The organism is Burkholderia sp. AU15512, assembly GCF_002223325.1.
Taxonomy (GTDB): Bacteria; Pseudomonadota; Gammaproteobacteria; order Burkholderiales; family Burkholderiaceae; genus Burkholderia.
In genome coordinates this window covers 579,460-604,041 of the sequence record NZ_NKEX01000004.1, presented here as the reverse complement: position 1 = coordinate 604,041, position 24,582 = coordinate 579,460, and the positions used below count along the sequence as shown (strand labels likewise).

Sequence of the window (24,582 nt, the reverse complement as noted above, 5' to 3'; positions counted from 1 at the left end):
GGAGGCAGGCGGGACGCGTCAGCCGGCCGCGACCTTGCGGGCCGTGCGCTTGAGCAGCGGCGCGAGGTATTTGCCGGTAAAGCTCGCCTTTGTCTTCGCGACCTGCTCGGGCGTGCCCTGCGCGATGATCTGGCCGCCGCCGGCACCGCCTTCGGGGCCGAGGTCGATCACCCAGTCGGCCGTCTTGATCACGTCGAGGTTGTGCTCGATGATCACGACCGTGTTGCCCTGGTCGCGCAGCCGGTGGATCACTTCCAGCAGCAGGGCGATGTCGTGGAAGTGCAGGCCGGTGGTCGGCTCGTCGAGGATGTACAGCGTGCGGCCGGTGTCGCGCTTGGAGAGCTCGAGCGACAGCTTCACGCGCTGCGCCTCGCCGCCCGACAGCGTCGTGGCCGACTGGCCGAGGCGGATGTAGCCGAGGCCGACGTCGAGCAGCGTCTTCAGCTTGCGCGCGATGACCGGCACCGCGCTGAAGAATTCGTACGCGTGCTCGACCGTCATGTCGAGCACTTCGCTGATGTTCTTGCCCTTGTACTGCACTTCGAGCGTTTCGCGGTTGTAGCGCTTGCCGTGGCACACGTCGCACGGCACGTAGACGTCCGGCAGGAAGTGCATTTCCACCTTCAGCACGCCGTCGCCCTGGCACGATTCACAGCGGCCGCCCTTCACGTTGAACGAGAAACGGCCCGGATCGTAGCCGCGCTCCTTCGAGGTCGGCACGCCCGAGAACAGCTCGCGGATCGGCGTGAACAGGCCCGTATACGTGGCCGGGTTCGAGCGCGGCGTGCGGCCGATCGGCGACTGGTCGACGTTGATCACCTTGTCGAAGTGCTCGAGGCCCTCGATCGCCTCGTGCGGCGCCGGCTCGGCCGACGAGCCGTACAGGTGGCGCGCGACCGCGTGATACAGCGTGTCGTTGATCAGCGTCGACTTGCCGGAGCCCGACACGCCGGTGATGCAGGTCAGCAGACCGACCGGCAGCTCCAGATCGACGTGCTTCAGGTTGTTGCCGTGCGCGTCGACGATGCGCAGCATCCGCTCGGGATCGGGGGCCAGCCGCTCGTCCGGGTACTCGATCGTGCGCTTGCCGACCAGGTACTGGCCGGTGAGCGACTGCGGGTTCGACTGCACCTGCTTCGGCGTGCCCTCGGCCACGATCACGCCGCCGTGCTCGCCGGCGCCCGGACCCATGTCGACGACGTAGTCGGCCGTGCGGATCATGTCCTCGTCGTGCTCGACGACGATCACCGAGTTGCCGAGGTCGCGCAGGTGCTTGAGGGTCGCGATCAGGCGGTCGTTGTCGCGCTGGTGCAGGCCGATCGACGGCTCGTCGAGCACGTACATCACGCCCGTGAGGCCCGAGCCGATCTGCGACGCGAGCCGGATGCGCTGCGCCTCGCCGCCCGACAGGGTTTCCGCGCTGCGCTCGAGCGACAGGTAGTCGAGGCCGACGTTGTTCAGGAAGGTGAGGCGCGCGACGATTTCCTTGATGACCTTGTCGGCGATCTCGCGCTTCGCGCCGTCGAGCGACAGGCCGTCGAAATAGCCGAGCGCGTCGCGCAGCGGCCAGCCGCTGATTTCGAAGATGCCGCGCGCGTAGTCGCCCGTGCCGATCCGCACGTGGCGCGCTTCGCGGCGCAGGCGCGTGCCGTCGCACGACGGGCACGGCTGGTTGTTCTGGTACTTCGACAGCTCTTCGCGCACCGCGACCGAATCGGTCTCGCGGTAGCGGCGCTCGAGGTTCGGGATGATCCCTTCGAACACGTGCTCGCGGATCGTCGTGCGGCCGCGCTCGTTGATGTACGAGAACGGGATCGTCTGCTTGCCCGAGCCGAACAGCAGCACCTTCCGGATCTTTTCCGGCAGATCCTCGAATGCGGCGTCGATGTCGAATTCGTAGAACGCCGCGAGACTCTGCAGCATCTGGAAGTAGAACTGGTTGCGGCGGTCCCAGCCTTTCACGGCGCCGGCGGCGAGCGACAGCGACGGGTGCGCGACGACCCGCTTCGGGTCGAAGAACGTGATCTGGCCGAGGCCGTCGCATTCCGGGCACGCGCCCATCGGGTTGTTGAACGAGAACAGGCGCGGCTCGAGCTCCTGCAGCGAGTACGAGCAGATCGGGCACGCGAACTTCGAGCTGAACAGGTACTCGCGGTCGGTATCCATCTCGAGCGCGATCGCGCGGCCGTCGGCGAGGCGCAGCGCCGTCTCGAACGATTCGGCGAGGCGCTGCTTCATGTCCGGGCGCACCTTGAGACGATCGACGACGACGTCGATCGTGTGCTTGTCGTTCTTCTTCAGCTTCGGCAGCGACTCGACCTCGTAGATCTTCGCGACGCCTTCGTTCGCGGCGCCGCCGCCCGAGCGCACGCGAAAGCGCACGAAACCCTGCGCCTGCATGTCCTCGAACAGCTCGGCATGCTCGCCCTTGCGGTCCGCGACGACGGGCGCGAGGATCATCAGCTTGGTTTCCTCGGGCAGCGCGAGCGCCGCGTCGACCATCTGCGACACGCTTTGCGCTTCAAGCGGGATGTCGTGGTCGGGGCAGTACGGCGTGCCGACACGTGCGAACAAAAGTCGCAGGTAGTCGTGGATTTCCGTGACCGTGCCGACGGTCGAACGCGGGTTGTGGGACGTCGCCTTCTGCTCGATCGAGATCGCCGGCGACAGGCCTTCGATCAGGTCGACGTCGGGTTTCTCCATCAGCTGCAGGAACTGGCGGGCATACGCGGACAGGCTTTCGACGTAGCGGCGCTGACCCTCGGCATAAAGGGTATCGAACGCGAGCGACGACTTGCCCGATCCGGACAACCCGGTAATCACGACCAGCTTGTGGCGCGGCAGGTCGAGATTGACGTTTTTCAGGTTGTGGGTACGCGCCCCACGGATGCGGATCTGTTCCATGAACCTGGCGAAAATGGAGGGAACCAAACCTGCTACTATAACGGCTTTTCGAGGCCGTCGTTTGGGGTCCCCAGCCTTAGCAGCAGGTGGCAGCAAGATGGCGCCTGCGCCGGGAAAAGTGGCCGCAGCGGCCGCGCCGCGCGGTTCCGGGCGGCCTGCGGGCTGCCTGAATCCTGCCCCGACGTGTTGCCGGCCAAGCCTCCCGGGCCACTGGTCCTGATCTTCCGCCGCCCGGTGTCGGGCGGGCATTCCGATCATTCGAAATTCATTCCCGATGTCCAATCCGTCTGCCACGTCTTCCCGCATGACCGCGCCCGAATTGCGCGCGACCACGTCGCTCGCGGCGATCTTCGCGCTGCGCATGCTCGGCCTGTTCATGATCATGCCGGTGTTCTCGGTCTACGCGAAAACCATCCCGGGCGGCGACAACGTGCTGCTCGTCGGCATCGCGCTCGGGGCCTACGGCGTCACGCAGTCGCTGTTCTACATCTTCTACGGCTGGGCGTCCGACAAGTTCGGCCGCAAGCCGGTGATCGCGACCGGCCTCGTGATCTTCGCGATCGGCAGCTTCGTCGCCGCGTCCGCGCACGACATCACGTGGATCATCGTCGGCCGCGTGATCCAGGGGATGGGCGCGGTGTCGTCCGCGGTGCTCGCGTTCATCGCCGACCTGACCTCCGAGCAGAACCGCACGAAGGCGATGGCGATGGTCGGCGGCTCGATCGGCGTGTCGTTCGCGGTCGCGATCGTCGGTGCGCCGATCGTGTTCCACTGGGTCGGGATGAGCGGGCTGTTCGCGATCGTCGGCGTGCTGTCGATCCTCGCGATCGGCGTCGTGCTGTGGATCGTGCCCGATGCGGCCAAGCCCGTGCACGTGCCCGCGCCGTTCGGCGAAGTGCTGCACAACGTCGAGCTGCTGCGCCTGAACTTCGGCGTGCTGGTGCTGCACGCGACGCAGACGGCGCTGTTCCTCGTCGTGCCGCGCCTGCTCGTCGACGGCGGCCTGCCGGTCGCCTCGCACTGGAAGGTCTACCTGCCGGTGATGGGGCTCGCGTTCGTGATGATGGTCCCGGCGATCATCGTCGCGGAAAAACGGGGCAAGATGAAGCCGGTGCTGCTCGGCGGCATCCTGGCTATCCTGATCGGCCAATTGCTGCTGGGTAGCGCGCCGCATACCATCCTGATTGTGGCGGCGGTACTTTTCGTCTACTTCCTCGGCTTCAACATCCTGGAAGCGTCGCAGCCGTCGCTCGTGTCGAAGCTCGCGCCCGGTTCGCGCAAGGGTGCGGCCACGGGTGTTTACAACACCACGCAGTCGATCGGGCTCGCGCTCGGCGGCATCGTGGGCGGCTGGCTGCTGAAGCACGGTGGGGCCAATACGGTCTTCTACACGTGTTCAGGGCTCGTTGCCGCGTGGCTTATAATCGCGGCCAGCATGAAAGCGCCGCCGCGCAAGGCCTGAACTCATTTCGGGCAGGCACCGGCGACTTTCGCCGGCTTGCCCGGCGGGCCGCACCGACAGCATGAGCGGGCGGCCCGGCATCGAATTTACTGGAGAAACACATGGCATCCGTCAACAAGGTCATCCTCGTCGGCAATCTCGGCGCCGATCCTGAAGTCCGTTACCTGCCGAGCGGCGACGCGGTTGCGAACATCCGTCTCGCGACGACCGACCGTTACAAGGACAAGGCTAGCGGCGATTTCAAGGAAATGACCGAGTGGCATCGCGTCGCGTTCTTCGGCCGCCTGGCGGAAATCGTCAGCGAGTACCTGAAGAAGGGTTCGTCGGTCTATATCGAAGGCCGCATCCGCACGCGCAAGTGGCAGGGTCAGGACGGCCAGGATCGTTACTCGACCGAAATCGTCGCTGACCAGATGCAAATGCTCGGCGGCCGCGGTGCGGGTGGCGGCGGCGGTGGTGGCGGTGACGAAGGCGGTTACGGCGGCGGCTACGGTGGCGGCGGCGGCGGTGGCCGTGGCGAGCAGATGGAACGCGGCGGTGGCGGTGGCGGCGGCGGTCGTGCCGGCGGCGCAGCGCGTGGCGGTGCAGGCGGCGGCGCGCAAAGCCGTCCGAGCGCGCCGGCAGGCGGCGGCTTCGACGAGATGGACGACGATATTCCGTTCTGATCGGCAAGTCGGCATCCCGCATCACGATGGGCCCGAACGTCCGAGTCAAGCCAGCTGCTTGGCCCGGGCCTTCGGGCCTTGTTTCGTTTACGTCGATGTTCCTTGCGCGCCAGGCAAACCGTGGCTGACGAACTTCCCGACCTCATCGCTCCGCATCTCGACGTGCTGTTTTGCGGGATCAACCCGGGTCTGACCGCGGCCGCGACCGGGCATCACTTCGCGGGGAGAAGCAACCGCTTCTGGCGCGTGATCCATCTCGCGGGCTTCACGCCGGCGGAAATCTCGCCGCAGGACGATCGCGCGATTCTTCAATATGGCTGCGGCCTGACCGCGGTGGTGAAGCGGCCGACCGCGAGCGCCGATCAGCTTTCGCGCGCGGAATTCATCGCCGCGGCTGCCGAGTTCGACCAGAAGCTGGCACGTTACAGGCCGCGCTTCGTCGCCTTTCTCGGCAAGGCGGCGTACTCGGCGCTTTCCGGGCAGCGAGCAATCGACTGGGGGCTGCAACCGGCCCGCATGCAGGGGGCGAGTGTCTGGGTGCTGCCCAATCCGAGCGGGAGAAACCTCGCGTTCGGCCTCGACGATCTGGTCGACGCATACCGTCAGCTTCGTCTGCAGGCGAAGGCCGCTTCCGGTCTTCAACTGGAGGGGCAGGATGCGGCGCGGTGAACCCGCGCCCCGGTGGCCGGGCACCGGGCTGCCCCGCGCATTCTTCGACCGGGTCGCCACCGACGTCGCGCCACAACTGCTGAACAAGATCCTCGCGGCCGCGGACGGCCGTGCCGGACGGATCGTCGAAGTGGAAGCCTATGCCGGCGCGATCGACCCGGCTGCGCATACCTACCGCGGCAAGACGCCGCGCAATGCGACGATGTTCGGGCCGCCGGGGCACCTGTACGTCTATTTCACCTATGGCATGCACTGGTGCTGCAACTGCGTGTGCGGCCTGGATGGCACGGGAACGGGCGTGCTGATCCGTGCGCTCGAGCCGCTGCGCGGGCTCGAGCAAATGCGTGCGGCACGGCCGCCGCGGACGCGCGATCGCGACCTGTGCCGGGGGCCGGCGCGGCTGACCCAGGCGATGGGGATCACCGGCGCGCAGGACGGTATCGACCTGATCGGCGCGCACGAAGGGTTCGCAATCGTCGACGATGGCATCGCGCCGCCCGCTGATCTGGCGGGCGGGCCGCGCATCGGCATTCGTGTCGGCACGGATCGGCCGTGGCGCTGGAGCGTGCCGGGCAACCTTTACGTCTCGGGGCCAGTGACGCGCCGCTGATACACCCCGTGCCAGAATGCGCACAATTCGACCTGCGTCACGCGACCGCCATTATTGACCGGCTAAGCTTGCCTTTTCGACGTATTCGATCGAGGAGACACAATGCGGCGGGTCGTATTCAACCAGAAGGGCGGCGTGGGCAAATCGACGATCGTCTGCAACCTGGCGGCGATCAGCGCGAGCGAAGGGCTGCGCACGCTCGTCATCGACCTCGATGCGCAGGCGAACTCCACGCGCTACCTGCTCGGCGACGCCGCAGCCGACGCGCAGCCGGGTGTCGCCGATTTCTTCGAAACCGCGCTGACCTTCAACTTCCGTCCGGTCGACGTCGCGTCGTTCATTCATCCGACCCCGTTCGAAGGGCTCGACGTGATGCCCGCGCATCCGGAGCTCGACACGCTGCACGGCAAGCTCGAGTCGCGCTACAAGATCTACAAGCTGCGCGACGCGCTGAACGAGCTCGACACCTACGACGCGGTGTACATCGACACGCCGCCCGCGCTGAATTTCTATACGCGCTCGGCGCTGATCGCGGTCGAGCGCTGCCTGATCCCGTTCGACTGCGACGACTTCTCGCGCCGAGCGTTGTACACGCTGCTCGAGAACGTGAAGGAAATCCAGCAGGACCACAACGCGGCGCTCGAGGTGGAAGGGATCGTGATCAACCAGTTCCAGCCGCGGGCGAGCCTGCCGCAGCGGCTGGTCGACGAACTCGTCGAAGAAGGGCTGCCGGTGCTCGCGTCGAGGTTGTCGGCGTCGGTGAAGATCCGCGAGTCGCATCAGCAGTCCAAGCCGGTGATCCATCTGGAACCCGGGCACAAGCTCGCGCAGGAGTTCCTCGCGCTGCATCGCGAACTGGCCGGCTGATTCCGCCCCTGCCTGACGAATCCGCGGCCGCATCATGCGGCCGTTTTTTTGCGACCGTAATTCATCCGATCATTGATTCCGTCATTAATAATCCCGAAAACGATTTCATAATAAATCCAGAAAAAACGATTACATAAGTGGTTGCTCCATTTTCAATGCGCCCCGGTTTTCTAATAAACGGAATAATGGATTGGTAAATGTTGCGCGACGTCATGATCCGCTATCCTGTAAAAAGGTAAAAATACATTGCGGGACAGAGTGATGCGCGGCCTCGTCTGCGATGTCGGCGCATCACGGGTTCCAGCGGTCGCCTGGATGGAAATAAGGGTTTACACCTAGCATTAATGCCATTTAATTGACAATTAATCGATCTAGAATGGGCTCCTTCAACTTCCCGCACTCAAATAAGTGGTGGGTTGTCAATAAGGAAGCCTGCTGTCGATCCGGCTTCCAATTTTCTTTACGTCGTCTCTCGCATTGCTAACAGGAGCGTGCCCGATGTCCGTATTTGCCCCCGAAAAAATCAACGCCGAATATCAATCCGGTATTGCAGCGTGGTTCGCGATTGCCCGTCCGGCGATCCAAGGTTTCGAGGCTGTCGTCGAACTCAACCTGCAAGCGGCCCGGACGGCGCTCGAGGAGTACGAGGACAAGCTGAAGAACGCATTCAACAGCAGCAACCCGGCCGCGGGTTTCGCGCAGCAGGTCGCCGCCCCGCAGGAAGCGGCCGGCAAGGCCGTGTCGTACGGCCGCCATCTGTTCGACATCGCCGTGTCGACGCAGTCCGAATGGGCGAAGGTCGCACAAGCGCAATACGAACAGAACGACAAGCGCCTGAAGGACGTGCTCGGCGAACTGTCGAAGCATGCGCCGGCCGGCTCGGCACCGGTGGTGGCCGCGCTGAACTCGGCGCTGTCGGCGGCGACCGCCGCAGCCGATTCGGTTCGCGCCGCGACCGGCCAGGCGATCGAAGCCGCGCAGAGCGGCTTCGATGCGGTCAGCGAAACGGCCGCGCGTGGCGCGAAGCAAACGGCCGCCGCCGCACGCAAGGACGCCGCGGCCGCACGCGAATCGGCTGCGTAATCGCGTAGCCACGCAAGCACGTGTCGCGCACGGGTGCGACACGATTGATCGGCGCCGGATGGCGCCGGACGCCGCGTGTGCCGCGGGGCGTCCGGCGAATGTCCGGTATGCCGCAAGACGCCGGTGAACCGGCGAGCCGTACCGGTGTGCCGCCCGTTCGAACGGGTGCCGCGCGCCGTATGGCGGCGTGCGATCGCCATCGAGCCGAATGGCCCGGGATGCGCGATCGCCAGCCGAGGCCGGCACGCGCCGGCGTCAGAACGACGAACTGATTTCGATGCAGGAACTGGACATGACGGATGTAGTGATCGTATCGGCCGCGCGGACCGCGGTCGGCAAATTCGGCGGTTCGCTTGCGAAGATCGCAGCGCCCGAGCTGGGCGCGACGGTGATCCGCGCGGTGCTGGAGCGTGCGGGCGTGAAGCCCGAGCAGGTCAGCGAAGTGATCATGGGCCAGGTGCTGACGGCCGGTTCCGGGCAGAACCCGGCGCGGCAGTCGCTGATCAAGGCCGGGCTGCCGACGGCAGTGCCGGGGATGACGATCAACAAGGTGTGCGGCTCGGGCCTGAAGGCCGTGATGCTGGCGGCGAACGCGATCGTCGCGGGCGACGCGGACATCGTGATCGCAGGCGGCCAGGAGAACATGAGCGCGTCGCCGCACGTGCTGCCGGGCTCGCGCGACGGGTTCCGGATGGGGGATGCGAAGCTGGTCGACACGATGATCGTCGACGGCCTGTGGGACGTGTACAACCAGTACCACATGGGCATCACGGCGGAGAACGTCGCGAAGGAATACGGGATCACGCGCGAAGAGCAGGACGCGTTCGCGGCGCTGTCGCAGAACAAGGCGGAAGCCGCGCAGAAGGCCGGCCGCTTCGACGACGAGATCGTGCCGGTGGCGATTCCGCAACGCAAGGGCGAGCCGCTGCAGTTCGCCACCGATGAATTCGTGCGTCACGGCGTGACGGCGGAATCGCTGGCCGGGCTGAAGCCGGCGTTCTCGAAGGACGGCTCGGTGACGGCGGCGAACGCGTCGGGGCTGAACGACGGTGCGGCGGCGGTGCTGGTGATGTCGGCGCAGAAGGCGGCGGCACTCGGCCTGACGCCGCTGGCGCGGATCAAGGCGTATGCGAACGCGGGCGTGGATCCGAGCGTGATGGGGATGGGCCCGGTGCCGGCATCGCGCCGGTGCCTGGAGCGCGCGGGCTGGACGCCGGGCGACCTGGACCTGATGGAGATCAACGAGGCGTTCGCGGCGCAGGCGCTGGCGGTGCACAAGCAGATGGGCTGGGACACGTCGAAGGTGAACGTGAACGGTGGTGCGATCGCGATCGGCCACCCGATCGGCGCGTCGGGCTGCCGGATCCTGGTGACGCTGCTGCACGAGATGGCCAAGCGCGATGCGAAGCGCGGGCTGGCGTCGCTGTGCATCGGCGGCGGGATGGGCGTCGCGCTCGCGGTCGAGCGCGCCTGAGCAGGGTCTGACGACTCGTCCCGCGTGCGGCAGCGGCCAGCACCGCACGCGGACGAAGCGGTTTTCGCGCACGACAAGCAGTGAACAACACGCGCGAGGTGCCGGTGCGTGCCGCGCCCGCGACGCGGGCGGCTGCGCATCGAAGCGGTGGGGCGGCAGCGTGAGCGACGCCGCCGCTCCGCCTTGATCGATTACTTTTTTGTCGGTAATTAATAGGATGACTAAGCGAATTGCAGTAGTGACTGGTGGAATGGGCGGCCTCGGCGAAGCGGTCAGCATCAGGTTGAACGACGCGGGCCACCGGGTAGTCGTCACGTATTCGCCGAACAACACCGGCGCGGACCGCTGGCTGACCGAGATGCACGCGGCCGGCCGCGAGTTCCACGCGTATCCAGTGGACGTGGCCGACCACGATTCATGCCAGCAATGCATCGAGAAGATCGCGCGGGACGTCGGCCCGGTCGACATTCTCGTGAACAACGCGGGCATCACGCGCGACATGACGCTGCGCAAGCTCGACAAGGTCAACTGGGACGCGGTGATCCGCACCAACCTCGATTCCGTGTTCAACATGACGAAGCCGGTCTGCGAAAGCATGGTCGAGCGCGGCTGGGGCCGCATCGTCAACATCTCGTCGGTGAACGGCTCGAAAGGGTCGGTCGGCCAGACCAACTATGCGGCCGCGAAGGCCGGCATGCACGGCTTCACGAAGTCGCTCGCGCTCGAGATCGCGCGCAAGGGCGTGACGGTGAACACGGTGTCGCCGGGCTACCTCGCGACGAAGATGGTCACGGCGATTCCGCAGGACATCCTCGACTCGAAGATCCTCCCGCAGATTCCGGCGGGCCGGCTCGGCAAGCCCGAGGAAGTCGCGGCGCTGGTGGCTTACCTGTGCTCGGAAGAGGCCGGCTTCGTGACGGGCTCCAACATCGCGATCAACGGCGGCCAGCACATGCATTGACGCGGGGCGGCCCGGCGGTGTGCGCGCACCTGCCGGGCCGCGTTCCGCACGATCCAGTGCCGGGGCGGCGGCAGGCGCGCCGCTTCGGCTTCGCATTCCGGAGAAGGCATGGGCGATACCTGGATGGGATTCGTAATCGGCGGCACGGCACTGGCCGTCGCGCTGACGATGGCAGTCTCGCTCTACTGGCTCGAGCGGCGCCGTGCACGGCTGCTGCGCAACTTCGATCATCGCGATTGCTCGCTCGTCGCGTACGGCAGGTGCTTCGCACGCGTGCGGGCCCGGCCGGCACGCCGCCTGCGCGGCGCGCGTTGACGGCGGCATCGCGGCAGTGACGCGTCACGCTTGACGAGCGGTCGTGCATCGCGCGCATGCCTGCGGGGATGCGCGCGATGCCCTTGATCAATCGTTCTTTTCGGTCTTCCCGCCCGACTCGCCCGAGTCGTTCTTGTGAAAGATCCGCTTCGTCGTGCGCTTGGTGGCATCCCAGCCCTCGCGCGACGCGTGTGCGACCCCGTGGCCGACCGCCTTCGCGGCGCTCGCGGTCGCGTGGCCGAAGCTGCGGGCCGCCTCGCCGGTCTTGTGCGCGGCTTCCTTCGAATCGCGCTTGATGTCCTGCTTCACTTCCGACATGTCCGCGTGCGCGATCGGGCTGATCAGCGCCAGAACGAGCGCGGTGCCAATGAACTGACGAACTTTCACGACCTGGTTTCCTTCTCTTGGGTAAGCGGCTTCATCGAGGATTCGCATCGCCGGCTGGCGCCGCGCCCGGGCGTAACGCGCCGGCCGCCGACGCGTCGAGCATCACCGCGGCGCGGCCGGACAGCAGCACGCGATCGCCGCAGCGCAGCGCGAAGCCGTACAGGACCGAGCGGGCGTCGCCGCTCACGCGTTCCGCTTCGACGACGAGCGGCTGCGCGAACGTGTCGAGCCGGTCGACGAACGCGTCGACGTTGCGCACGCTCGCCAGGTAGCCGACGCGCGGGCGCGTTTCGTGCGCATCGAGCAGCGCGCCGTGCACGGCCATCGCCTGCGCCGCGTATTCGATCCCGCAGACGGCGGCAAGCCGGCCGTGCGCGCGCAGCGGGTTGTGCGGATCGCGGTGGCTCGTCGCAGTGCAGCGGATGCGAGCGGCATCCCACGCATCGACCGTATCGAGCACGCACATCGTGCCGCCGTGCGGAATGTGCGCGGCGATCCACGCGTGGTCGAGCGGCGGTGCGAGCGGGATCGTCGCGGTCATCACGCGCGCTCCGCGAACGTATCCGGCATCGCGACGTCGACCTGCACGCGCGTATCGGCCAGGTAGTCGAGCACGACGCGTGTCGAACGCCGCGCGGCGATGGCGTCGAGCAGCGGCAGCACGCGCGCGGCCGGATTGCCGGCGCGTAGTGCGTCGAGCTCGGCATGCGCGAGCGGCGTGGCGGGTGCGTCGGCGAGCTGCACGTCGATGCGGGCGAGCGCGCGTTCGCTTGCTTCCGGCGCGAGCACGAGTGCCACGCCGAATGCGTCGCCGATCGGGCGCACCGCACGCAGCGGTTCCGGATAGTCGGTGTCGTACGCGATCAGCAGCGTCGGCACGCGATCGACCACGACCTGGCACAGGCTTTCCAGCAAGCCCGCGGCAAAGCTGCCGTCGTGCGCGCACAGCACGTTCGACGTCGCCATCGCGCGGGTCGCGATGCTCCAGTAGCCGGCCGGCGCGTTGTGCACGGAGTTGTGGAAGCGCGTCGGCGACAGCTGGCGGTCGTCGCCCGCCAGCGTCTCGCAGATCGCGTGGCAATTCTGGCCGTCGCCGCCCGACGCGCTGAACACGGTCGCGATCGTCGCGGCATCGCGTCCGCTCGCGACCACCGCTTCGTGGCCGGCCGCGAGCGCCACGCGCACGACGGGGCCGGTGCGGCGCCGCTCGGCCGACGGCAGGCCGGCCGGTGGAGGCAGCTCGGTGCGGGCGGGCGCATACGGTACGCGGCCCGCGAGCACGTCGGCCGCGTGCGGCCAGTCGTTCAATCCGGGCCCGATGAGGCCGATGCTTTCGATGAAGGCGGTGAGTGTCATGGCGGGCCTCAACGGCGGGCGTGGTCGGCGCGGCCGAGGATCAGGCTGCAATTCGTGCCGCCGAAGCCGAACGAATTGGACAGGACGGCGCGCACGCGGGTAGCGCGGCTCGCGAGCACGTAGTCGGCGGCGAGTGCCGGGTCGGGCTGCGTCGTGTTGACGCCGGCCGGCACGAACTGCTCGCGCAGCGCGAGCGCGGCGACGACGGCCTCGAGCGCCCCCGCCGCGCCGAGCGTGTGGCCGGTCGCGCCCTTCGTCGAGCTGCACGGCGTGCTGGCGAACAGCGCGCCGATCGCACGGCTTTCGGCGGCGTCGTTGCTCGGCGTCGCGGTGCCGTGCAGGTTCACGTAGTCGATGTCGGTTGCGCCCAGGCCGGCGGATGCAAGCGCCTGCTCGATCGCGACGCGCGCGCCGAGCCCGTCCGGATGCGGCGACGACATGTGATGTGCGTCGCTCGATTCGCCGATGCCGAGCAGCAGGATCGCATCGGCGTCGAGTGCGGCGGGCGGGTCGGGCACGCGTTCGACGAGCGCGAACGCGGCGGCCTCGCCGATCGAGATGCCGTCGCGTGCGACGTCGAACGGCCGGCACGGCTGGCGCGACAGCAGCTCGAGCGAATTGAAGCCGTACAGCGTCGTCAGGCACAGCGAATCGACGCCGCCGACGACGGCCGCGTCGATCAAGCCCGCTTCGATCATGCGGCGCGCGGAGCCGAACACTTTCGCGCCGGACGAGCACGCGGACGAGATCGCCATCGCCGGCCCGCGCAGCGCGAAAAACGCGCGCACGAACGCGGCCGGCGAATACGGGTTGTGCGTCTGCGCGTAGCGGAAGTCGGCGGGCAGCGCGCCGCTCGCCGGATCGCGGCGCTGGTATGCGTGCTCGGTCTCGAGGATGCCGGCCGTGCTCGTGCCGATGAATACGCCGACGCGCGCCGCACCGTAGCGCGCGACGGCCGCCGCGACGCGTGCGTCGAAGCCGTCCTGCGTGAGGCCGAGTTGCGCGAGGCGGTTGTTGCGGCACGCGAAGTCGGCGAGATCGGCCCGCACGGGCTGCGCATCGACGTCATCCACCGCGCCGATCCACGTGTCGAGATCCGCACGTTCGAAGTCGCAGGGCTGGAGCCCGCCGCGCGCGTTGCGCAGCGCATCGAGGGTCGCATCGAGGCCGCGGCCGATGCAGCTGGTGGCGGTGAAGTGCGAGAGCAGGAGAGGTTTCACGAGGGTCGCATCCGGTGGCCGGAACGGGCGCCGCAGCAGGGCTGGCAGGCGCGCCGTTCGAGGTCAGATTTTATCAAACGGGGGGAGCGAACCGGCCGGCTCGCCCGGCCCGCCGGGCGGCTCCGGCGCGAGCGCCGCGCGCAGCGTGGTCCAGTGCAATTGCGCGTCAGCGGCGGCGTGCAGTACCGCTTGCAGCACGTCGAGCACGACGGGTGCGCCGCGCGCATCGCGCGCCGCGTGACCGTCGTGCACGAGCAGGATGTCGCGTGCCGCGAGGCCGTGCAGCAGGCGGTGCGTGACGGTCGCGGCATCGCGCGCGCGCGTATCGAAGCCGCGCCGCGTCCAGCTCGCCAGCTGCAGGCCGAGTTCGCACAGCACCGGCTCGAGAAACGGGTTGCGCAGGCCGGCCGGCGCACGGAAGAACAGCGGGCGCGTGCCGGTGAGCTCGGTCAGCGTCTGCTGCGCGGCCGCGATCTCGCGCCGCAGCGCGGCGGGCCCCGACAGCGAGAACGTGTGCCGGTGCCGCTGGCTGTGGTTCTCGATCGCGTGACCGCGCGCGACGATCGCCTCGATCCAGCGCGGATGACGGCGCGCGAGATCGCCGATGCAGAAGAACGTCGCGCGCGCGTCGTAACGGTCGAGCAGGTCGAGCACGCGCGGGGTGACGTCCGGGTCCGGGCCGTCGTCGATCGTCAGCGCGATGCGGCGGCCAGCGTTGGCCGGCAGGCGCGTCCAGTTCGGGCCGAGCAGCGTGCTGCGCGGCCACAGGCCGGCGGCGGTCAGCGCGAGATGCGACGCGACCACGCCCCCGAGCGCCCACGGCCACGCGGCCGGCTGCGCGACGACGGCCGCCGCCGCGCCCGCATGCAGCGCGGCCGTGCCCGCGATCAGCGGCGTCGGCTTCCAGCGGCGCGTGTCGCCGGGCTGTCGCGACGGAACGGACGACGGCGCGTTCATGCGCGGTTTCCTCGATGACGGTTGATGGCCGCAACCTCGGCCGGGCGCGGCGCGAGAATCGCCGCGAACGCGAGCGCGAGCATCGCACCCGGGCCGACGGTCAGCCCGAAGGTTTCGAGCAACGGCACGCGCGACAGCGCCAGCAGCCCGAAGCCGGCAACCGTTGCGAGATTCGCGATCAGCAGCGATACGAGCGTGTACGGCGTGACGGGCTGCGCGTCGTCGCGCTTGCAGAAGAACAGCGCGTAGTTCGAGCCGACCGCGACGATCAGCAGCATCCCGACAAGATGCAGGATCGTCAGCTGCACGCCGGCGAGCGCGAAGCCGGCCGTCACGACCAGCACGGCCGCGACGAGCGGCGCGAGCGCGTGCACGGCGCGGCGCGGCGAGCGCAGCGCGATCAGCAGCAGCACGGCGATCGCGGCGAAGCCTGCGAGCGACAGCCGGATGTCCTCGTGCACGTAGCTCACGTACAGGCGATCGGCTTCGGCCTTCATGTCGACGAACAGCGCATCGGGCACGCCCGCGCGGGCGACGGCTTCGCGAATCGGCGTGGCATCGAGACTCGATGCCGGTTGCGCGGCGCGGGCGGCATCCGGCGCACGCAGCGACAGCATCGCGCGCCAGCGGCCGTCGCGTTCGGTCAGCAGCGCATCGACGGCGAGCGCCATCGACGTGCCGCGCAAGTCCGCGCGTGTCAGCAGCGGTGCGTGGCGCGCGGCCCCGACGTCGGTGATGAACGGTGCGAACAGGTCGGGCTTGACCGCGATCGGCTGGTTCGCGACGGCGTCGCGCATCCGCGCGGCGAGCACGTCGGCATCCGGCAGGCTCGCCTGGCGTGCGCGCTGCGCGGCGTCGCTCGGCAGGTAGCGCGCGGGGCTTTCGAAGCCGGCGAGTGCGCCCCGGTCGACGAGCGGCTGCAATTGCGCGGCGACCTTTTCGGCGCCTTCGAGCGCGGTTTGTTCGGTCGAGGCGGAAATCACGACGAGATAGCGCACATCGGGCGCGCCGACATCGGCGCGCAGCCGCGCGTCGAGCGCCTGCGCTTGTGCCGGCACGGGGCTGAGCGCGGCGAGCTCGCGGCTCCACAGCCCGTCGCGATGCAGCACGAGCGTCGCGGCCGCGGCGATCACCAGCACGGCGAGCGGCCAGCGCAATCGCGGCGCGGCGTCGGCCGCACGCGCGAGCACGGCGCCGACGCGCGACACGTCGCGGATCGCGACATGCTCGCCGCGCAGGTGCGGCAGCACGAAGCGCGTGACGAGCGCGGCGGCCGTCAGCCCGACGATCGAATACAGCCCGAGTTGCACGAGGCCCGGGAATCCGGAGAACAGCATCGACGCGAACCCGCACACGGACGTCAGCACGCCGAGCCGGATCGTCGGCCAGTACGCGGTGACCCATGCGCGCGTCGCGTCGGCCGGGCGCGCCGCGCCACGCGTGCCGGCCTGCGCCGATTGCACGAACAGGTAGATCGAATAGTCGACGGCTTCGCCGATCAGCGTCGTGCCGAAGCCGAGCGTCAGCCCGTGGACCGTGCCGAACGCGATGCTGACCGCCGCGATGCCCGCCGCGACACCCGTCAGCACCGGCAGTAAGCCGAGCGCGAGCGTGCGCGGCGAACGGTACAGCGTCAGCAGCAGCGCGACGATCAGCACGACGCTCGCCATCGACAGCCGCTCGACGTCATGCCGGATCGTGTCGCGCGTGTCGACCGAGAACACGCCGGGGCCCGTCATCGCGAGCGTGGTCGCGGCGGTGTTCGGCACGGCCTGCTTGGCGGCGGCGAATGCATCGCGCACGGTGTGGATCGCGCGGGCCTGCGCGTCGGTATCGGAACCGGCGGCGGCCGTCTGCACGACGAGCACCGCGCGCGTGCCGTCGCGCGATGCCCACACGCCATCGCGGCTCGCCGGTTCCGCCGCGCTGTCGAACTGATCGACGAGCGTGGCGACTTCGCCGGTCGGGTCGCGCGGCAGCATCGCCTTGGCCACGAGGCCGGCCGACGAACTCAGCAGGTCGAGGCTGTCGCCGAGCGCCTGATGCAGGCCGGCGGCGCTGAAGCGCTGCGGCGTGACGGCCGGGCTCAGCAGGTAGCGGTGATCGAAGATGAACTGGCGATCGCGCGCGTCGTTCGCGGCTTCGCCGTTGTGAACGGCCGCGAATTGCGGATCGGTGCGCAGCGCGCCGGCGACGCGTCGCGACAGCGCGGCGCGCGTCGTGGCATCGCCGCCGTCGATCGCGACGAGGATCAGCCGCGACACGACGCCGTCGCGCAACTGGTCGACGAGCACGCGCTGCCCGGCGCTCGGCGCGCTCGGCAGGAACGCGGACAGGTCGGCCGTGAAGTGCGCGCGCCCGATCGCGACGCCGCATGCGACGAGCGCGAGCAGCCACGCGAGCACGGCACGCTGCCGCAGCGCGTGCAGGCGGCGCGCGACCGGTGACGCGGGGGGCCGGGTGCGTTCGTCCATCAGTTCGGGTTCGCCGGAACGGGCTGCAGCCGCATCACCGAGCGGTCGCCGTCGGCCTGCCGGATCGCGACGCTGCGCAACACGTCGCGCGTGCCGTCGAGCGTGATCGTGCTGACGACCTTCAGCATCCGCGAGTCGAGCGGCGTGAGCGTCAGCGTCCAGTCGTCGCCGCGCCCGGCGAGCGCGACCTTGTACACCTGTTCGAGCGCGAAGCGGTTGCCGGCGAGCGTCGCGCGGATGCTGTCGATGAACGCGCCGAGTTCCGGATAGCGTGCGAGCGCGAGCGTGAACTTGCGGTTGTTGCGCTCGACGGTGAGCATGTCGCCATCGACGACGAGGTGTTCGGGCTTCGGGCTCAGCGTGTGCTTCTCGAGATGGTCGGGCGCGACGAACACGAGTTCGCCGGACGATTCGACCGGCTGCGTCGCGATCGACAGGGTCTTTGTCTCGGTGAACGTCGCGCGCCCCGACTTGTGTTGCGCAAGCGTCGACATCAACCGGTCGAGGTTCCACGCCGGCGCCGTGTCGACCGCCTGCGCGGGCGCGGCAGCCAGCGCGATTGCGGCGGTGGTCGCAGCGACGGCGACGGCCAGCGTGCGGACGGCGCGACGCAGCGTGGACGGGAGCGTGGGCAGGCAGCGGCGAACGGCGGTCATGCGTCGGAATCCCTCGTGGCGGCCAGGCCGGCACCGGCGCATGCAGCGTCGCTGCGTGCGGTCGCGGTTGCGGCATCGCCGCCTTGCCAGAAGTCGAAATAGTTGAACCAGTTGTACGGCGCCGCGCGGCAGTATTTGTCGAGCAGCGCGACGTAGCGCGCGAGTGCCGCGTCGACGGCCGCCGCGCGCGCGTCGCGCCGCACGTCGGAGAAATCGGCGAGCGTCTCGAAGTGCACATCGTAGCGGTTGCCGTCGCGATAGAGGCCCGTCATGAAGATCACCGGGCGCTTCAGCATCGCGGCCATGTAGAGCGGCCCGAGCGGGAACGCGGCGGGCGCGCCGAGCAGCGGCAGCCGGCGCAGCGACGCGGCCGCGTCGTCGAGCAGCGTGCGGTCGGCGAGCATGCCGACCATGCAGTTCGCATCGAGGCGCTCGCGCACCTTTAGCATTGAGTCGACCTGACCGAGCGGAATCACTTCCGGCTGCGCGGCGGGATTCACCGCGGCGAGCGTCGCGTTGATCTTGCGCGCGTTCTTCTCGTACATCGTCACGACCACGCGCAGGGCCGGGTGCGTGCGGCCGATCGCGCGCACGACCTCGAAGCTGCCGAGATGCGCGCCCATCAGGAACGCGCCGCGTCCGCCCGCGAGCGCGTCGTCGACGAGCGTTTCACCGTGCAGCCGGATGTCGAACAGGTCGAAGCGTCCGTTCATCAGGTAGATGCGGTCGTGGATCGTCGCCGCGAACGTGAACACGTGCCGGTACACGTCACGCCAGCGCACGGGGCGTCCGAGCACGCGGCGCAGGTAGTCGCGCGACGCCGCGCACGCAACCGGCGAGAACAGCACGAAATACGTCGCGATCAGGTGCAGCACGACGCGTGCGCGCTGCCGGCCGAAGCGCAGCGAGATCCACGTCATCGCGCGCAGCAAGCCCGCATTGCTGCGTTCCTGGCGTTCGGCCCACGCGGTGCGCTTCATGGCTGCGCGCCATCCTGCGCGGCCGGCGGCGCGGACAGCACGCCGCTCGCGACTTCGCGCGCCCCGGCGCGCAGCGTGAAGCGGATCGCACCGCTCGCCGCGGCGTCGTACGCGAGATCGAGCGGTTCACCGGGTGCGACCGGGCTCAGGAATTTCGCGGACCCGAGCCGCCACGTGTGCAGCGGACGGTCGAGCGCCGCACCGATCGCATGGATTGCGTGATCGAGCAGCACGACGCCCGGCACGACCGGATGGCCGGGGAAGTGGCCGGGCAGTGCCGGGTGATCGGCGGGGATCGTGAACCCGAGCGCCGGCGCGGGCGCGCCGGCCGGGTCGCGGATGGGCGTCGGCGCGGCTGCGGTGCGCGCATGTTGCGCCACGAGCGCGGCGAGCACGTCGCGCGGCAGCTTGCCGGTTTCGTTGCGCGGCAGCGCGTCGACGAACACGAGCGGGCGCGGCATGAACGCGGGATCGATCCGCTCGCGCAGCGCGCGCTGCAGATCGGCGGCCGCGAGCGTGGGTGCGACGACCAGCGCGACGAGGCGCGTGACCGGTTCGAGGCCCGCGCCGGCCTGGGCGGGCGCGGCTTCGTCGGGCATGAAGAACACGCCGTCGATCACCTGCGCAATCGCATTGAGCTGATGGTTCAGGTACGCGAGCGACGTGCGCTTGCCGGCGATGTTGACGAGGTCGGCCTTGCGGCCGTGCAGCAGGAACCGGCCGTCGCCGAGCAGTTCGAGCGCATCGCCCATCGGCACGGGCGCCTCGACGTGCCCGCCCGACACCCAGATCGTCGGCTCGCCGTCGTCGCTCTCCGGTTCGTCGCGCGCATCGAGCCGGATGCCCGGGAACAACGCCCAGGTCGCGCCTTGCGACGTGCGACGGGTCGCGATCTGGCCGGTTTCGGTGCTGCCGTAGATCTCGACGAGCGGCGCGTCGAGCGCGGCTTCGGCTTCGCACGCGAGCTTTTCCGACAGCGGTGCGGTGGCCGACAGCACGAGCGCCGCGGGCGGCAGCGCCTGGCCGGCCGCCAGCAGCGCGCGCAGGTGGATCGGCGACGTGACGAGCACGCGCGGCTGCGGGATCGTGTCGAGTTCGTCGCGAATGTCGACCGGGTAGAACGGCTGGCGGTTGCTGAACGCGAGGCCGCCGATCAGCGCGAGCAGCACCGTCGACTCGAAGCCGTACATGTGCTGCGCGGGCACCGTGCCGATCAGCGTGGCCGCGCGGCCGTCGAGCAGCCCGAGGCGGTCGGCCGCCGCGCGCACGCAGCCGACCAGGAAGCCCCAGGTCTTGCGGTGCGGCACCGGTGCGCCGGTCGAGCCGGACGTGAACACGTAGGCCATGATCCGCGCCGCGTCGATCTGCGGCACGACGAACGGCGCATCGCTCGCGCGCTCGCCGGGGGCGGCATCGGGGTACGCGAAGCGCGGCAGGTCGATCGCGCAGTCGGGCGCGTCGTGCAGGCAGAACGCGTCGGGCGCGAACGATGCGAGCTGGCGAACCATTTCCGGCGTGTGCGTCGACGGCAGCAGGCTGATCTTGCCGGCAACGAGCGCGGCGCACAGGCTGACAGCGAAGCGGTAACGGTCGCGGCACACGTTGAACACGTGGCCGCCGGCGGGCAGCGCGGCGGCCACGCGCGCGACGTCGGCGACGAATGCGTGCACGGTGACGGGCGCGCCGTCGCGCCAGGCGATCGTCTGGTCCGGCGACGAATGGAAAACCAGCGGGTGAGTCGGCATAAATCGGTCGAAACGGGAGCGAAGGCCGGCGCGCCGCGCCGGCCGGGAATTCATCGTGACGGCTGCGATGCGTGCGTCGTCGCGCGATACGCGCGCACCGCATCGACCATGCGCGGCCGCGGTTCGTGCGGCAGTGCGAACCGCCGGCACGCATGCTCGGCGGCGAACATCACGGCGACGAGCGGCAGCGACAGGTAGTTCGCGAACGTCGACCACGTGACGATCGGCGCGGTCGCGAACAGCAGCGTCGACACGGCGGCGATCGCGACGAAGAACAGCGTCCATGCGAGCGTGATCTGCCGGGTGTAGCGCGCGACGGCCGGCGTGATCGCGCCGTGGATCATCGTCGCGAAGCGCGTGCACAGCGGCACCTGGCCGGCGGCGAGCGTGCGGCCGAACACTAGCGCCATCGCGAGGTTGAAACTCGCGTGTTCCAGATACAGGCCCCATTCGAAATGCCGGGCGAGCGGCACGCGCGCGGCCCACAGCACGGTGGCGGCAAGCAGCCACGCCGGCACGAGCCATGCGCGATGCGGCGAGCGCAGCGCCGCACCGAGCGCGAGCAGCAGCGGCGGCACCAGCGCCATCGCGAGGCCGAAGCCGTGCGCGCCGGGTGTCGCGGCCGCGTAGTGCGCGCCGGCCTGGTACGCCGCGACGGCGCCGACCGCGGCGAGGCCGCGCGCGGCGGGCAGCAGCCGGCTCATCGGCGGCCTCCGCGCACACGGCGCGCGAACGCATGCCCGGCGGCCGGGCGGCAGCGGGCGGACGGGCGAACCGGAACGGAGCGGAAGGTCGGGCGCGGCATGACTGGCGACATCGGGCGGATCGTGGCCGGACGTGGTGGTCGGGCCGTCAAACATCATATGAATGGCGGCCGGGACGCGGGTCCGGGCCGGTGGTCGGGCACGCTCATTTTAGGGCCGCGGCACCGCGTGTTCGGGGCGGGCGCGAACGGGTTTTGTAACCGATTGTATGGCGCGGGATGAACGGTTTGGCGGGGTCGGTCCATTTCCATCCAAAGCGGCTCAAGCGTCTCGTGCATTCGGGCTCCGAAACGGGCTGCGGTGCCGGCTCGCCAGTCTGTAACCATTGGCCGTATACGGCCCGATACCCGTTCGTCTAGAATCCGCGTAACTTTTACAAACGATCCCCCAATAAAGCAGGCGGGGAAGCCGGCAGACGCCGGAGGGACGGAGATTCGCACGCGCCGGGCGTGCATGGCGACAGCCGTTTCCGGGCACCTTCCGCTGCCACGGGCCGCCTGCCCGCACGCATGATGAACGCACTGGAACAAGAGCTCGCCACGCTGATCATCGGCGAACTGAATCTCGAAGACGTCACGCTCGAAACAGTGACGGCCGAGACCCCGCTGTATGGCGAGGGTTTCGGGCTCGACTCCATCGACATCCTGGAAATCGCCCTGCTGATCTCGAAGAAATACGGCTTCGAGCTGCGTTCGGACAATCCGGACAACCAGACGATCTTTGCGACGCTCGGTGCACTGGCGGCGTACGTCGCCGCGCACCGCACGAAGTGACGGGGTCGCGCCACGGGCGCGACGTGCAGATGATGACGGCAGGCGGCCGCGATCGGCAGACGATACGCGGCCGCGTCGGTCGAGGTGGAACGCGATGAACGGAGCAATTCGATGCGGGCTCTCGTGACGGGCGGCAGCGGCGCACTCGGGCAGGCGATCTGCGCGGCGCTCGCGCAGGCCGGCCATGAAGTGTGGGTGCATGCGAACCGTCATCTCGCGCAGGCGGAGGCCGTCGCGCAGCAGATCGTCGCGGCCGGCGGCACCGCGCACGCGATCGCGTTTGACGTGACCGACGCCGATGCGACGCTCGCCGCGCTGAAGCCGTTCATCGACGATGCGCCGGTGCAGATCCTCGTCAACAACGCGGGCATTCACGACGATGCGCCGATGGCCGGCATGTCGCGCCGGCAGTGGCACAGCGTGCTCGACGTGACGCTCAACGGCTTCTTCAACGTCACGCAGCCGCTGCTGTTGCCGATGATCCGCACGCGGCGCGGCCGGATCGTCAACATCGCGTCCGTGGCCGGCGTGACCGGCAATCGCGGCCAGGTCAACTACGCGGCCGCGAAGGCGGGGCTGATCGGCGCGACGAAGTCGCTGTCGCTGGAGCTCGCGTCGCGCGGCATCACCGTGAACGCGGTCGCGCCCGGCATCATCGAATCGCCGATGGCCGGGCACGCGTTTCCCGCGGAACGCATCAAGCAGCTCGTGCCCGCGCAGCGCGCGGGCCGGCCCGACGAAGTCGCGGCGATGGTCGCGTATCTGGTGTCCGACGCCGCGGCCTATGTGACGGGGCAGGTGCTGTCCGTCAACGGCGGGCTCGCCTGACGAAGCGCGCAGCGTCGGCGTGACGTAACGCAACGCGGCGCAGGCCGCGAGGTTGCGCGGCCTGCGCCGCATAGTGAGGAAATCGAAGTGTCCGTGCATCCAGTCGACGCCGAACGGCGCCCGTGTTCCTTGTCGTCCTCCACCGCGCCCGTCGTGCGCGGGCAGACGGCGGCCGGGCCGGCCGCATCGCGATCGGGCGAAGCGCTCGCGCACGGCGGCGGCCGAGCACTGCGGCTCGTCCGGACGAGCCATGCGCGGCTCGCAGCATTGCTGCACGATGCGCGTGGCAGTGGCGATGGATTCGAGCGCGCGTTTCCCGGCGCATTGGGTGCGGTATGCATCGGCGCGGACACGGCTTCGCATGCCGAATCACGAGCGGACGCGGCAGCACGGATGCTGGCCGAAGTCGTGCCCGACCTGCCGGTCGCCCCGGTGCCGATGACGCTGCTCGGCGCCGGCATCGCGCCGGACGACGCCATCTGCGAAATCTGGCAATGCCGTGCGCGCGACCTGCGCAGCGAACGGCGCGGCGCGCTGCACTATCGCTACAGCGAAACGGCGGGCCTCGTGTTCGGCAGCATCGTCGTGCACGAAGCAGCACGTGAGGCGAACGAATCGCACGACAGCGGCACCCCGCTCGAACGCGCGACCCGCGACGCGTACCGCGCACTGTTCGACGTGCTCGATTCGCTCGGCATGCCGCATCCGCTGCGCATCTGGAATACCGTGCCGGCGATCAATGCGATGCAGTTCGGGATCGAGCGCTATCGTCAGTTCAATATCGGCCGCCAGCACGCGTTCGATGCGTGTCGCCGCGCGCTGACGGGCGGCGTGCCGGCCGCATGCGCGCTCGGCTCGGTCGTGCCGGTCGCGGGCGATGCATCGCCGGCCGCGCCGCTCGCGATTCATTTCCTCGCGAGCCGCACGCCGGCCGATCCGGTCGAGAACCCGCGCCAGGTCAGCGCGTATCACTATCCGGCCGAGTACGGCCCGCGTGCGCCGACGTTCACGCGCGCCGCCGCGTGGTCGGACGGCGATGCCGCGCCGGTGCTGTTCGTGTCGGGCACCGCGAGCATCGTCGGGCACCGCACCGTGCATCACGGCGACGTCGTCGCGCAAACGCGCGAGACGGTCGCGAACCTCGCGGCCGTGCTCGAGCAGGCCGCGCGCCAGGGGCACGGCCCGTTCTCGCTCGCCGACCTGAGCTATCGCGTCTACGTGCGCGACGCCGGCGATGCCGCGGCGCTGGCCGCGATCGAGCGCGTGCTGCGCGAGGCGGCCGGCCCCGGCGTGCGGCCGCTCGTCGTCCATGCGGACGTGTGCCGCGACGACCTGCTGGTCGAGATCGAGGCCAGCACGGGTCATCAGGAGGCGTGGCTGTCATGAAGCGAGAAAACCTCACGATCGAGCCGCCGGCCCCGCATGCGGGCGA

Annotated in this window: 24 protein-coding genes; 12 read left to right on the top strand and 12 right to left on the bottom strand. The window is 69.2% G+C overall.

Annotated elements, in window-relative coordinates:
- Positions 1-18: 18 nt before the first annotated feature.
- Positions 19-2,904 (bottom strand): excinuclease ABC subunit UvrA, encoded by a 2,886-nt coding sequence (gene uvrA, locus CFB43_RS15395; protein ID WP_089473576.1) that lies wholly within the window; start codon positions 2,902-2,904, stop codon positions 19-21.
- A gap of 274 nt (positions 2,905-3,178) precedes the next feature.
- Here uvrA and CFB43_RS15385 point away from each other — a divergent pair, with 274 nt between their 5' ends.
- From CFB43_RS15385 to CFB43_RS15365, 5 genes are all read left to right on the top strand, one after another.
- The gene (locus tag CFB43_RS15385) at positions 3,179-4,366 is read left to right on the top strand and encodes an MFS transporter (protein ID WP_089495657.1); all 1,188 of its coding nucleotides are present in this window, start codon (positions 3,179-3,181) and stop codon (positions 4,364-4,366) included.
- A 101-nt stretch (positions 4,367-4,467) separates the two neighbouring features.
- Complete coding sequence (locus tag CFB43_RS15380; protein WP_089495656.1) at positions 4,468-5,031, top strand: single-stranded DNA-binding protein; 564 nt, start codon at positions 4,468-4,470, stop codon at positions 5,029-5,031.
- A gap of 120 nt (positions 5,032-5,151) precedes the next feature.
- On the top strand, positions 5,152-5,700 hold the full coding sequence (mug, locus tag CFB43_RS15375) for a G/U mismatch-specific DNA glycosylase (RefSeq protein ID WP_089495655.1): 549 nt from the start codon (positions 5,152-5,154) through the stop codon (positions 5,698-5,700).
- Positions 5,687-6,310, top strand: coding sequence for a DNA-3-methyladenine glycosylase (locus tag CFB43_RS15370; RefSeq protein WP_089495654.1), 624 nt, complete (start codon positions 5,687-5,689; stop codon positions 6,308-6,310). Before mug ends, CFB43_RS15370 begins: the two co-directional genes overlap by 14 nt.
- 102 nt (positions 6,311-6,412) lie before the next feature.
- Positions 6,413-7,177 carry a ParA family protein gene (locus CFB43_RS15365; RefSeq protein ID WP_039345972.1) on the top strand — a complete coding sequence of 255 codons (765 nt, stop codon included), beginning with the start codon at positions 6,413-6,415 and terminating at the stop codon, positions 7,175-7,177.
- 61 nt (positions 7,178-7,238) lie between these two features.
- On the opposite strand, the gene CFB43_RS38405 is transcribed toward CFB43_RS15365, so the two are convergent.
- A complete protein-coding gene (locus CFB43_RS38405; protein WP_179254837.1) occupies positions 7,239-7,391 on the bottom strand; it encodes a hypothetical protein in 153 nt (50 codons plus the stop codon).
- Positions 7,392-7,675: 284 nt separating this feature from the next.
- On the opposite strand from CFB43_RS38405, the gene phaP reads away from it, so the two are divergent.
- From phaP to CFB43_RS15345, 4 genes are all read left to right on the top strand, one after another.
- A complete protein-coding gene (gene phaP / locus CFB43_RS15360) occupies positions 7,676-8,260 on the top strand; it encodes a TIGR01841 family phasin (RefSeq protein ID WP_089495653.1) in 585 nt (194 codons plus the stop codon).
- A 292-nt stretch (positions 8,261-8,552) separates the two neighbouring features.
- The gene (locus CFB43_RS15355; protein WP_089473794.1) at positions 8,553-9,734 is read left to right on the top strand and encodes an acetyl-CoA C-acetyltransferase; all 1,182 of its coding nucleotides are present in this window, start codon (positions 8,553-8,555) and stop codon (positions 9,732-9,734) included.
- 217 nt (positions 9,735-9,951) lie between these two features.
- Positions 9,952-10,695: an acetoacetyl-CoA reductase gene (gene phbB / locus CFB43_RS15350; RefSeq protein WP_041492959.1), complete on the top strand. Its 744-nt coding sequence runs from the start codon at positions 9,952-9,954 to the stop codon at positions 10,693-10,695.
- Positions 10,696-10,803: 108 nt separating this feature from the next.
- On the top strand, positions 10,804-11,010 hold the full coding sequence (locus CFB43_RS15345; RefSeq protein WP_089495652.1) for a hypothetical protein: 207 nt from the start codon (positions 10,804-10,806) through the stop codon (positions 11,008-11,010).
- Between the two features lie 87 nt (positions 11,011-11,097).
- On the opposite strand, the gene CFB43_RS15340 is transcribed toward CFB43_RS15345, so the two are convergent.
- From CFB43_RS15340 to CFB43_RS15295, 10 genes are all read right to left on the bottom strand, one after another.
- Positions 11,098-11,445, bottom strand: a complete 348-nt coding sequence (locus CFB43_RS15340) for a hypothetical protein (protein WP_089495651.1) — start codon at positions 11,443-11,445, stop codon at positions 11,098-11,100.
- Positions 11,429-11,938 carry a hotdog family protein gene (locus CFB43_RS15335; protein ID WP_089495650.1) on the bottom strand — a complete coding sequence of 170 codons (510 nt, stop codon included), beginning with the start codon at positions 11,936-11,938 and terminating at the stop codon, positions 11,429-11,431. The genes CFB43_RS15340 and CFB43_RS15335 overlap by 17 nt, the downstream gene beginning before the upstream one ends.
- A complete protein-coding gene (locus CFB43_RS15330) occupies positions 11,938-12,753 on the bottom strand; it encodes a beta-ketoacyl synthase chain length factor (protein ID WP_089495649.1) in 816 nt (271 codons plus the stop codon). Before CFB43_RS15330 ends, CFB43_RS15335 begins: the two co-directional genes overlap by 1 nt.
- A gap of 8 nt (positions 12,754-12,761) precedes the next feature.
- Positions 12,762-13,973, bottom strand: a complete 1,212-nt coding sequence (locus tag CFB43_RS15325) for a beta-ketoacyl-[acyl-carrier-protein] synthase family protein (protein ID WP_089495648.1) — start codon at positions 13,971-13,973, stop codon at positions 12,762-12,764.
- 63 nt (positions 13,974-14,036) lie between these two features.
- Positions 14,037-14,930, bottom strand: coding sequence for a polysaccharide deacetylase family protein (locus CFB43_RS15320; RefSeq protein WP_089495647.1), 894 nt, complete (start codon positions 14,928-14,930; stop codon positions 14,037-14,039).
- Positions 14,927-17,404: an MMPL family transporter gene (locus CFB43_RS15315; RefSeq protein ID WP_089495646.1), complete on the bottom strand. Its 2,478-nt coding sequence runs from the start codon at positions 17,402-17,404 to the stop codon at positions 14,927-14,929. The genes CFB43_RS15320 and CFB43_RS15315 overlap by 4 nt, the downstream gene beginning before the upstream one ends.
- Positions 17,404-18,060 (bottom strand): outer membrane lipoprotein carrier protein LolA, encoded by a 657-nt coding sequence (locus CFB43_RS15310; RefSeq protein ID WP_089495645.1) that lies wholly within the window; start codon positions 18,058-18,060, stop codon positions 17,404-17,406. Before CFB43_RS15310 ends, CFB43_RS15315 begins: the two co-directional genes overlap by 1 nt.
- The gene (locus tag CFB43_RS15305) at positions 18,057-19,040 is read right to left on the bottom strand and encodes an LpxL/LpxP family acyltransferase (protein WP_089495644.1); all 984 of its coding nucleotides are present in this window, start codon (positions 19,038-19,040) and stop codon (positions 18,057-18,059) included. Before CFB43_RS15305 ends, CFB43_RS15310 begins: the two co-directional genes overlap by 4 nt.
- On the bottom strand, positions 19,037-20,785 hold the full coding sequence (locus CFB43_RS15300) for an acyl-CoA synthetase family protein (protein WP_089495643.1): 1,749 nt from the start codon (positions 20,783-20,785) through the stop codon (positions 19,037-19,039). The genes CFB43_RS15305 and CFB43_RS15300 overlap by 4 nt, the downstream gene beginning before the upstream one ends.
- 50 nt (positions 20,786-20,835) lie before the next feature.
- Positions 20,836-21,489, bottom strand: a complete 654-nt coding sequence (locus CFB43_RS15295; protein WP_089495642.1) for a hypothetical protein — start codon at positions 21,487-21,489, stop codon at positions 20,836-20,838.
- 572 nt (positions 21,490-22,061) lie between these two features.
- Between CFB43_RS15295 and CFB43_RS15290 the strand changes: the two genes are divergently transcribed.
- From CFB43_RS15290 to CFB43_RS15280, 3 genes are all read left to right on the top strand, one after another.
- Positions 22,062-22,322 carry a phosphopantetheine-binding protein gene (locus CFB43_RS15290; protein WP_089495641.1) on the top strand — a complete coding sequence of 87 codons (261 nt, stop codon included), beginning with the start codon at positions 22,062-22,064 and terminating at the stop codon, positions 22,320-22,322.
- Positions 22,323-22,433: 111 nt separating this feature from the next.
- Positions 22,434-23,150, top strand: coding sequence for a 3-oxoacyl-ACP reductase FabG (gene fabG, locus CFB43_RS15285; RefSeq protein ID WP_089495640.1), 717 nt, complete (start codon positions 22,434-22,436; stop codon positions 23,148-23,150).
- Between the two features lie 87 nt (positions 23,151-23,237).
- Positions 23,238-24,536, top strand: coding sequence for a chorismate transformation enzyme, FkbO/Hyg5 family (locus CFB43_RS15280; RefSeq protein WP_089495639.1), 1,299 nt, complete (start codon positions 23,238-23,240; stop codon positions 24,534-24,536).
- Positions 24,537-24,582: the final 46 nt, after the last annotated feature.

What these genes read in the sequence shown, in the direction of transcription:
- CFB43_RS15305 (WP_089495644.1), bottom strand. Translation starts at nt 19,040, where the DNA reads ATGAAGCGCACCGCGTGGGCCGAACGCCAGGAACGCAGCAATGCGGGC.
- CFB43_RS15300 (WP_089495643.1), bottom strand. Translation starts at nt 20,785, where the DNA reads ATGCCGACTCACCCGCTGGTTTTCCATTCGTCGCCGGACCAGACGATC.
- CFB43_RS15385 (WP_089495657.1), top strand. Translation starts at nt 3,179, where the DNA reads ATGTCCAATCCGTCTGCCACGTCTTCCCGCATGACCGCGCCCGAATTG.
- uvrA (WP_089473576.1), bottom strand. Translation starts at nt 2,904, where the DNA reads ATGGAACAGATCCGCATCCGTGGGGCGCGTACCCACAACCTGAAAAAC.
- CFB43_RS15320 (WP_089495647.1), bottom strand. Translation starts at nt 14,930, where the DNA reads ATGAACGCGCCGTCGTCCGTTCCGTCGCGACAGCCCGGCGACACGCGC.
- CFB43_RS15340 (WP_089495651.1), bottom strand. Translation starts at nt 11,445, where the DNA reads ATGCGAATCCTCGATGAAGCCGCTTACCCAAGAGAAGGAAACCAGGTC.
- CFB43_RS15345 (WP_089495652.1), top strand. Translation starts at nt 10,804, where the DNA reads ATGGGCGATACCTGGATGGGATTCGTAATCGGCGGCACGGCACTGGCC.
- phbB (WP_041492959.1), top strand. Translation starts at nt 9,952, where the DNA reads ATGACTAAGCGAATTGCAGTAGTGACTGGTGGAATGGGCGGCCTCGGC.
- fabG (WP_089495640.1), top strand. Translation starts at nt 22,434, where the DNA reads ATGCGGGCTCTCGTGACGGGCGGCAGCGGCGCACTCGGGCAGGCGATC.
- CFB43_RS15370 (WP_089495654.1), top strand. Translation starts at nt 5,687, where the DNA reads ATGCGGCGCGGTGAACCCGCGCCCCGGTGGCCGGGCACCGGGCTGCCC.
- CFB43_RS15315 (WP_089495646.1), bottom strand. Translation starts at nt 17,404, where the DNA reads ATGGACGAACGCACCCGGCCCCCCGCGTCACCGGTCGCGCGCCGCCTG.
- CFB43_RS15380 (WP_089495656.1), top strand. Translation starts at nt 4,468, where the DNA reads ATGGCATCCGTCAACAAGGTCATCCTCGTCGGCAATCTCGGCGCCGAT.
- CFB43_RS15365 (WP_039345972.1), top strand. Translation starts at nt 6,413, where the DNA reads ATGCGGCGGGTCGTATTCAACCAGAAGGGCGGCGTGGGCAAATCGACG.
- CFB43_RS15310 (WP_089495645.1), bottom strand. Translation starts at nt 18,060, where the DNA reads ATGACCGCCGTTCGCCGCTGCCTGCCCACGCTCCCGTCCACGCTGCGT.
- CFB43_RS15330 (WP_089495649.1), bottom strand. Translation starts at nt 12,753, where the DNA reads ATGACACTCACCGCCTTCATCGAAAGCATCGGCCTCATCGGGCCCGGA.
- CFB43_RS15290 (WP_089495641.1), top strand. Translation starts at nt 22,062, where the DNA reads ATGAACGCACTGGAACAAGAGCTCGCCACGCTGATCATCGGCGAACTG.
- CFB43_RS15335 (WP_089495650.1), bottom strand. Translation starts at nt 11,938, where the DNA reads ATGACCGCGACGATCCCGCTCGCACCGCCGCTCGACCACGCGTGGATC.
- CFB43_RS38405 (WP_179254837.1), bottom strand. Translation starts at nt 7,391, where the DNA reads ATGACGTCGCGCAACATTTACCAATCCATTATTCCGTTTATTAGAAAA.
- CFB43_RS15355 (WP_089473794.1), top strand. Translation starts at nt 8,553, where the DNA reads ATGACGGATGTAGTGATCGTATCGGCCGCGCGGACCGCGGTCGGCAAA.
- CFB43_RS15295 (WP_089495642.1), bottom strand. Translation starts at nt 21,489, where the DNA reads ATGAGCCGGCTGCTGCCCGCCGCGCGCGGCCTCGCCGCGGTCGGCGCC.
- phaP (WP_089495653.1), top strand. Translation starts at nt 7,676, where the DNA reads ATGTCCGTATTTGCCCCCGAAAAAATCAACGCCGAATATCAATCCGGT.